A 6,613-nucleotide genomic window follows, 5' to 3' on the forward strand; every position below is an offset into this window, starting at 1 on the left:
CCGGAACCATCACCACCACCAACACCACCACCCCATACAACATCGTCCGCACCATCACCTACCTCACCGACCAAGCCGAAACCCAACAAGAACACTAAACCCACCCACACCACCACCCGGGCGGGCCCAGCCAGAGGCACCACAGCCACCGCAACTGTCCAAGATGTCCAAGAACGGCACAAACCCCACCTCACCCCGCCCAGCGCCCCTTGAAAACGGCACGATCCCAACGGCCCGCAAGACGCGAGAGGGCCATCCGCGGACATTCATGCCAATCTCGGACAGTTTGCTCAGCCGAACTTCGACTAGCGAGCGCCCAACCGACCTACACTCATCTACACGCCACAGGTATACTTCGCGTGTATAGTCACACTCATGGATACCCGCCTCACGCTTCTCGGCCTACTCGGCACCGGCCCCGGCTACGGCTACGACCTCAAGACGCACTGGGACCGCTGGTTCGCCGACACCAAGCCGCTCGCCTTCGGCCAGGTCTACGCCGCCCTCGCCCGACTGCTGCGCGACGGTCTCATCGTCCAGCTCGGCGCCGAAGCCGGTGCCGGACCGGAACGCAAACGCTACGAGATCACCGAAACCGGACGCGCCGCCGTGGAGGAGTGGATCCGCAGCCCCGAGGTCCCCTCCGACTCCATTCAGGCCGACCTGTTTGCCAAGACCATCATCGCCATCCTGCTCGACGACGACGCCGAGCACCTCCTGGACCTGCAACGCGCCGCCCACACCCAGCGCATGCGGGAGCTCACCCGCCGCAAGGAGGGGGCCGACCTGCACACGATCCTCGTCGCCGACCACGCCCTTTACCACCTGGAGGCGGACCTGCGCTGGATCGACCTAACCGCTGCCCGCCTCAACGAGTTGCGCCGGGAGGTTCGGGCATGAGCACCGCACCCTCAGACTCATCCTCCGTATCCGTTTCAGCCCTGCCGTCTGCAGCGCCTACAGGAGCCGCTTCATCCACGTCCTCCCCCGCCTCGGCACCCGAGGTGATCGTGCGGGCGCGCCGACTGGAGCTTGCCTTCGGCGCCACCCGCGCCTTGCGCGGCATCGACCTCGACATCGCCGCGGGCGAGGTCCTGGCCATTACCGGCCCCTCCGGGTCGGGCAAGTCCACGCTGCTGCACGTGCTGGCGGGAGTGCTGACACCCGACGCCGGCAGCGTGCTCTACGGCGGCCGCGACGTTGCCACCCTGAACGAGGCCGCACGCGCCCGCCTGCGCCTCGCGGAGTTCGGCTTCATCTTCCAGTTCGGTCAGCTCCTGCCGGATCTGTCGGCGCTGGACAATGTCACGCTGCCGCTACTGCTGGCGGGCGTCTCGCGCCGGGAGGCCCTGGAACGCTCGCATACCCAACTGACGGCCCTCGACCTGGGCGAGCACGAGCACAAGCTGCCCACGCAACTCTCGGGCGGGCAGGCACAACGCGTCGCCGTCGCCCGCGCCCTGGTCACTTCGCCGCGCATCCTGTTCGCGGACGAGCCCACCGGTTCCCTGGACTCCCTGGCCGCCGAGCAGACGATGGGCGCCCTGCTCAAGGCCGCGCGTGCGGCGCGCTCCGCTCTGGTGATCGTCACTCACGACGCCCGCGTCGCCGCCTACGCCGACCGCGAGGTGATCATCCGCGACGGGTGCGTCAGCCTCAACAACGGCCTGCTCGTCGCAGCTCGGTCCGACGGCGAGGAGCAGGCACGATGACCACGCTCCCCCTGACCCGCCTGGTGGTGGCCGGAGACCGTGCCGCTCGCCGCCGTCTTGCGGGTATTACCGCGGGCGTCATGATCGGCGTCGCACTCTTCCTGCTGCTGGCCGCCGCCGGACAAGCATTCGGGGTGCGTTCGGAGCGCTCTACCTGGACCGACCTGATGGTGACTGATCCGGGGGTGAGGCAGGTACTGGCGGCGGACACCGTCTTAACGCCGGAGACGGCCGCCGCCGTATCGGACATCGACCATTACGAGGATCACCTGATCACCATCCTCATGGTCGCCGCCACACCGGACACCCGGGTGCGGATCCCCGGCTCCGACGTCGTCCCCCACCCGGGCCAGTACCTCGCCTCCCCCGCCCTGGCCGAACTCATCGATGCCGCGTCGGCAGACCAGCTGGGCGAGCGCTACGGCGAGCAAGTGGGAGTCCTGTCCGACGACGCTATCGAGGGGCCGGACTCCCTGGTACTGGTGCTCGGGGTGGAGCAGTCACGCGTGCTGGCGTGGGAGGGTATGAGCGCTCCCCAAGTGGTTACCGAGTTCATCGGCTACGACTACGCCTCCACGGCCTACCGGATCGTCGCCATCATCGGAGCGATCGCCGTGCTGGTACCGGTGCTGCTGCTGATCGCCATCGTCACCGGTCTCGGTGCGGCTCAGCGCGCAGAGCGCTTCGCCACCCTGCGGCTGATCGGCGCCACTCCTGGACGAGTAGCGCGGATCGCCGCGGCGGAGACCGCCGTGACGGCCCTGCTGGGAGCACTGCTCGGTGTCGTCCTGTATCTTTTCCTCATCCCGCTGGCGGCACGCATCGAGATCGGCTCCTCGACCTTCTTCCCACGCGATCTGCTGACCTCGCCGGGAGTCATCGGCGCAACCGTCGTCGCCATCCCCCTGATGGCGGCGGTGGTGACCTGGTGGACGACGTTGCGGGCCGATGTCGGCCCTTTGGGTGCCTCCCGCGAACGCCGCGAACGCCCGCCGCGTCTACTCTCCCTCCTGCCCCTGCTGCTCGGTCTGGCGGGACTGACGGCGGTGCGGGTTCTCGCCAACGCCGTAGACACCGGTGAAGGAACAGCCGTTGACATTCCCATCGCCCCTCTGCTGGTGGCCTCATTCGTGCTGACCATGCTGGGACTGCTGTGGGCCGGTCCCCTGCTGACCTCATGGGCTGCTCGCCTGGTGCAACGCCGCGCCCGCAACGCGGCGCAGGTGATCGGTCTGGGCAGGATGGTCCAGCATCCCAGGGCGGCCTTCCGCGCCGTCGGCGGCCTCGTCGTCGCCGTGTACGCGGTGACACTGTTCGCTGTAGCCGTCACCGCCGCGGCCGGCACCCCGGAACTCAACCAGGGCAGTGGTTACCTGGCGCCGACGACGCTGTATACGTTGCCCGAGCCCGGCGCCGCGGACGCGCTCGAGCAGGCGGCCCCGCAGATCGCGCAGGTCGAGGGCGTGAGCGCCGTCGTCGTCGCCCGGGAGGCGCCGTATGGCGCCGAGGACACCTCCCCGCGGCTCGCCCTGCGGACGGCGGACGCCCGCGCCCTGGGCGCCTTCAACGCCGATTCCTCGGGCGCGACCATGGACTCGCAGTGGGTGAGCGTGTCCTGGGACTGGCTCGTCAACGACGTCGCGGATCCGCGACCGCTTACCGCTCCCGAGACCGATGCCGCGGCCACGCTGCTGGTCGCCACCGACGGCGAAGCGGCCTCGGTTGAGCGGGCGCGCACCGCCGTGGTGACCGCCATGGGTGAAGGGCTGACCCACTACCCGATCTCACGCTTCGACAATGTGGTCGCCTCCGACTCCGCGCTGGAGAACCAGTTCGCCGCCCTGGGTTATATCGGCATACTCATCGCCGCGGGGGTGTCGGCGGCGGCGCTGGCGGTGTCCACCGTCTCCTCACTGCTGGCGCGGCGCCGGGTGCTGTCACTGCTGCGTCTGATCGGGATGCCCCACCAGACCCTGCGGCGGGCCACCGCCTGGGAGATGTTGCTTCCCGTGATCACCGTGCTGGCGCTGTGCATCGGTGCGGCGGTGTACACGGCGTGGATCGTCATCGTCGGTATCTCGTCGCGGGGAGTCGGTTGGCCTGCGGCCTCCTACTACGTGGTGCTCGGCGCGTGTCTGGCACTGGTCGGTGTCGCCGTGTTGGCGAGCACGCGGGCGGCGTCCCGGATGGTTGCCTCCACGACGGTACGGTTCGAGTGAGTTACCGACACATCCGCTTCCCCTGAAGCGTCGAATAATGGGCACGCATCAGCGCGGAGCGCGCGTAGTAAACAACGCACAGGAATCGCGATGTGGTCCGTTATGAATCATCAGGAGGATCGCCCCATGACCGGCACGGTCATCGTCTTTGACATCGACGGGACGCTCATGGGCCACAGGGCAGCGGCAGACGACGCCCTGGACAACTTTCTTCGCCTGATGGGGATCGACCCTACGCCGTCGCTGCACCACGCCTGGATTCGGGCAGAGCAGGAGCACTTCACGGCATGGCGAGACGGGAACATTAGCTTTACCGAGCAGCGACACCTCCGCATGGCGGAGCTGCTCACGGCGCTGGGGCAGACTGTCGGCGGCGAGGCACAGCTGGACCGGCTCTTCACGTCCTACCTGGCCGAGTACGAGCGTGCCTGGCGGGCCTACCCCGATGCGCTGCCGTGCCTGGAGGAGTTACGCAACCGCGGCTTCAAGCTCGTGGTGCTCAGCAATGGTGAGGACCGGCAGCAGGAGCTAAAGCTTGAGCGGATCGGCGTCCGCAAGTTCTTCTCCTGCGTGCTCACCTCCGACTCCTTAGGTGCCGCGAAACCACACCGGGAGGCATTCGACCGGGCAGCCGAGATGCTCAACGCACCGAGCGCAGAACTCACCTACATCGGCGACGACGTCGAAATCGACGTGCTCGGGGCACGCGCCGCAGGCTGGCGGGCGTTCCACCTGGACCGGTCCGACATCAGCCGCATCCAGGGCTGCATCAAGTCGCTGAGTGAACTGCCCGCGCTCCTTGAGCGGTGACGAGAAGTACGCCCACTCACGAGCGTGGCCTGACCGACTGCCGCTATGCCCCATGCGCCCGGCGCGGCGCGACCGAACCGTGGGAGGTGCGCGTCGTCGTCGGGCGGGCCGACTCGACCCGCCCGGCCGACTCAGCCCCGCCGCACCAGGGGGAAGGTGATGGTCTCGCGGATGCCCTGCCCGGTCAGGGCCATAAGCAGCCGGTCCACACCCATGCCCATGCCGCCGCAAGGCGGGAAGCCCTGCTCCATGGCCACCAGGAAGTCCTCGTCCAGCACCATTGCCTCCGGGTCCCCCTTCGCAGCGGCCAGCGCCTGCGCCTCAAAGCGCTCGCGCTGGATGACCGGGTCGGCCAGCTCTGAGTAGGCGGTAGCCGTCTCGGTGCCGCGGATGTACAGGTCCCACTTCTCGGTGAGTCCCGGACGGGAGCGGTGGTAGCGCGTCAGCGGGGAGGTGTCCTCGGGGAAGTCGAAGACGAAGGTCGGCTCCCATAGGTCGTTGCCGACCGTCTCCTCGAAGATGTCCTCCACGATCTTGCCGGCCACGGCGTAGTCGTCGACCTCCAGGCCGAGCCGCTCCGCAATCCGGACCAGCTGCTCGCGGGGGGTGGCGACGGTGATCTCCTCCCCCACCGCCTCGGACACGGAGGTGTACAGGTCGAGCCTGCGCCACTGGCCGGACAGGTCGTACTCGGTGCCGTCGGCCAGGCGCACGATCTCCTCGCCCTCGCTCAGGCCGAAGGCGTCGCGGGCGGCCTGCTGCACCAGGTTCTGGGTCAGCTCGGCCATGCCGTTGTAGTCGGAGTAGGCCTCGTAGGCCTCCAGGGCCGCGAACTCCGGGGAGTGGGAGGAGTCCATGCCCTCGTTGCGGAAGATCCGGCCGATCTCGAAGACCCGGTCCACTCCGCCGACCACGGCCCGCTTGAGGTAGATCTCGGTGGCGATGCGCAGGTACAGGTCCATATCCAGCGCGTTCATGTGCGTGACGAACGGCCGGGCGGCGGCGCCACCGTGAATCGCCTGCAGCACCGGCGTCTCCAGCTCGACGTAGTCGCGCCCGTAGAAGTTCTCCCGCAGGCTGCGCACGACGGCGGCCCGCGTGCGCACCATGTCGCGGGCGGCCGGGCGAGTGAGCAGGTCCAGCTCCCGACGCCGCACCCTCTGCTCCTCCGAGAGCGTCACCGCCTCACCGGCCTCGTTGGTCCAAGTCTTGGGCAGGGGCCGCAGTGCCTTGGAGGCGATGCGCCACGCGGGGGTGGCGACGGCGTCGTCACCCAGGTTGGTCAGGTCCGCGGGGTCGGCGTCCGCGCATAGCTCCGGCTCGGCAAAGACGGACAACTCGCCGCGGCGGGAGGCGCCCACGTGCCCGCGGACGAACAGGTGATCGCCCAGGTCGACATCAGTCTTGAACGCAGCGAGACTCGAGTGGCCCTCGCCCGGCAGGGACTTAGCCGACAGCATCGCCTGAAGAGTCGCGCCGGCACCGTCCTGCAGGGTGACGAAGCACAGCCGACCGGTGTTACGCAGGAAGACCACGCGCCCGGCGACCCCCACGACGTCCTCGGTCTCCTCGCCGGCCTGGAGGTGGCCGTAGCGCTCGCGCACGGCGGCGATCGTGGTGGTCAGCGGCACGGAAACCGGGTACGGCTCCCAGCCCTCTTCGCGCAGGCGCTCGCGCTTGTCGGACCTGATCCGGAACTGGTCGCCCGACGATGGGGCGGCCTGCCTGGGCTCGGGCCGGGATGCGCTCGGCTCGGCGGCCTGCGGCGCGGAAGTCTGCTGGTTGTCGAGGGCTTCACTCACGCGCGCGAGTCTAACCGCTCAGCCCGAGCGCCCCACACCCGGCGACCACCGGTTTCACCGGTGGTCGCCG

Annotated in this window: 5 protein-coding genes; 4 read left to right on the forward strand and 1 reads right to left on the reverse strand. The window is 68.8% G+C overall.

The features are described 5' to 3' along the window. Window positions 1–375: 375 nt before the first annotated feature. The 4 genes from GZ998_RS04355 (at window position 376) to GZ998_RS04370 (ending at window position 4,741) form a co-directional block, all read left to right on the forward strand. Window positions 376–900 (forward strand): PadR family transcriptional regulator, encoded by a 525-nt coding sequence (locus GZ998_RS04355; protein ID WP_161924869.1) that lies wholly within the window; start codon window positions 376–378, stop codon window positions 898–900. Next, a complete protein-coding gene (locus tag GZ998_RS04360) occupies window positions 897–1,712 on the forward strand; it encodes an ABC transporter ATP-binding protein (protein ID WP_161924870.1) in 816 nt (271 codons plus the stop codon). The genes GZ998_RS04355 and GZ998_RS04360 overlap by 4 nt, the downstream gene beginning before the upstream one ends. Next, complete coding sequence (locus GZ998_RS04365; protein ID WP_219109143.1) at window positions 1,709–3,931, forward strand: ABC transporter permease; 2,223 nt, start codon at window positions 1,709–1,711, stop codon at window positions 3,929–3,931. The genes GZ998_RS04360 and GZ998_RS04365 overlap by 4 nt, the downstream gene beginning before the upstream one ends. Before the next feature lie 126 nt (window positions 3,932–4,057). Then, window positions 4,058–4,741 (forward strand): HAD family hydrolase, encoded by a 684-nt coding sequence (locus GZ998_RS04370; RefSeq protein WP_219109144.1) that lies wholly within the window; start codon window positions 4,058–4,060, stop codon window positions 4,739–4,741. Between the two features lie 131 nt (window positions 4,742–4,872). On the opposite strand, the gene GZ998_RS04375 is transcribed toward GZ998_RS04370, so the two are convergent. Next, window positions 4,873–6,543, reverse strand: a complete 1,671-nt coding sequence (locus GZ998_RS04375) for a lysine--tRNA ligase (RefSeq protein WP_219109145.1) — start codon at window positions 6,541–6,543, stop codon at window positions 4,873–4,875. Window positions 6,544–6,613: the final 70 nt, after the last annotated feature.

The sequence above is a fragment of the Actinomyces sp. 594 genome (assembly GCF_019325145.1).
Taxonomy (GTDB): Bacteria; Actinomycetota; Actinomycetes; order Actinomycetales; family Actinomycetaceae; genus Actinomyces.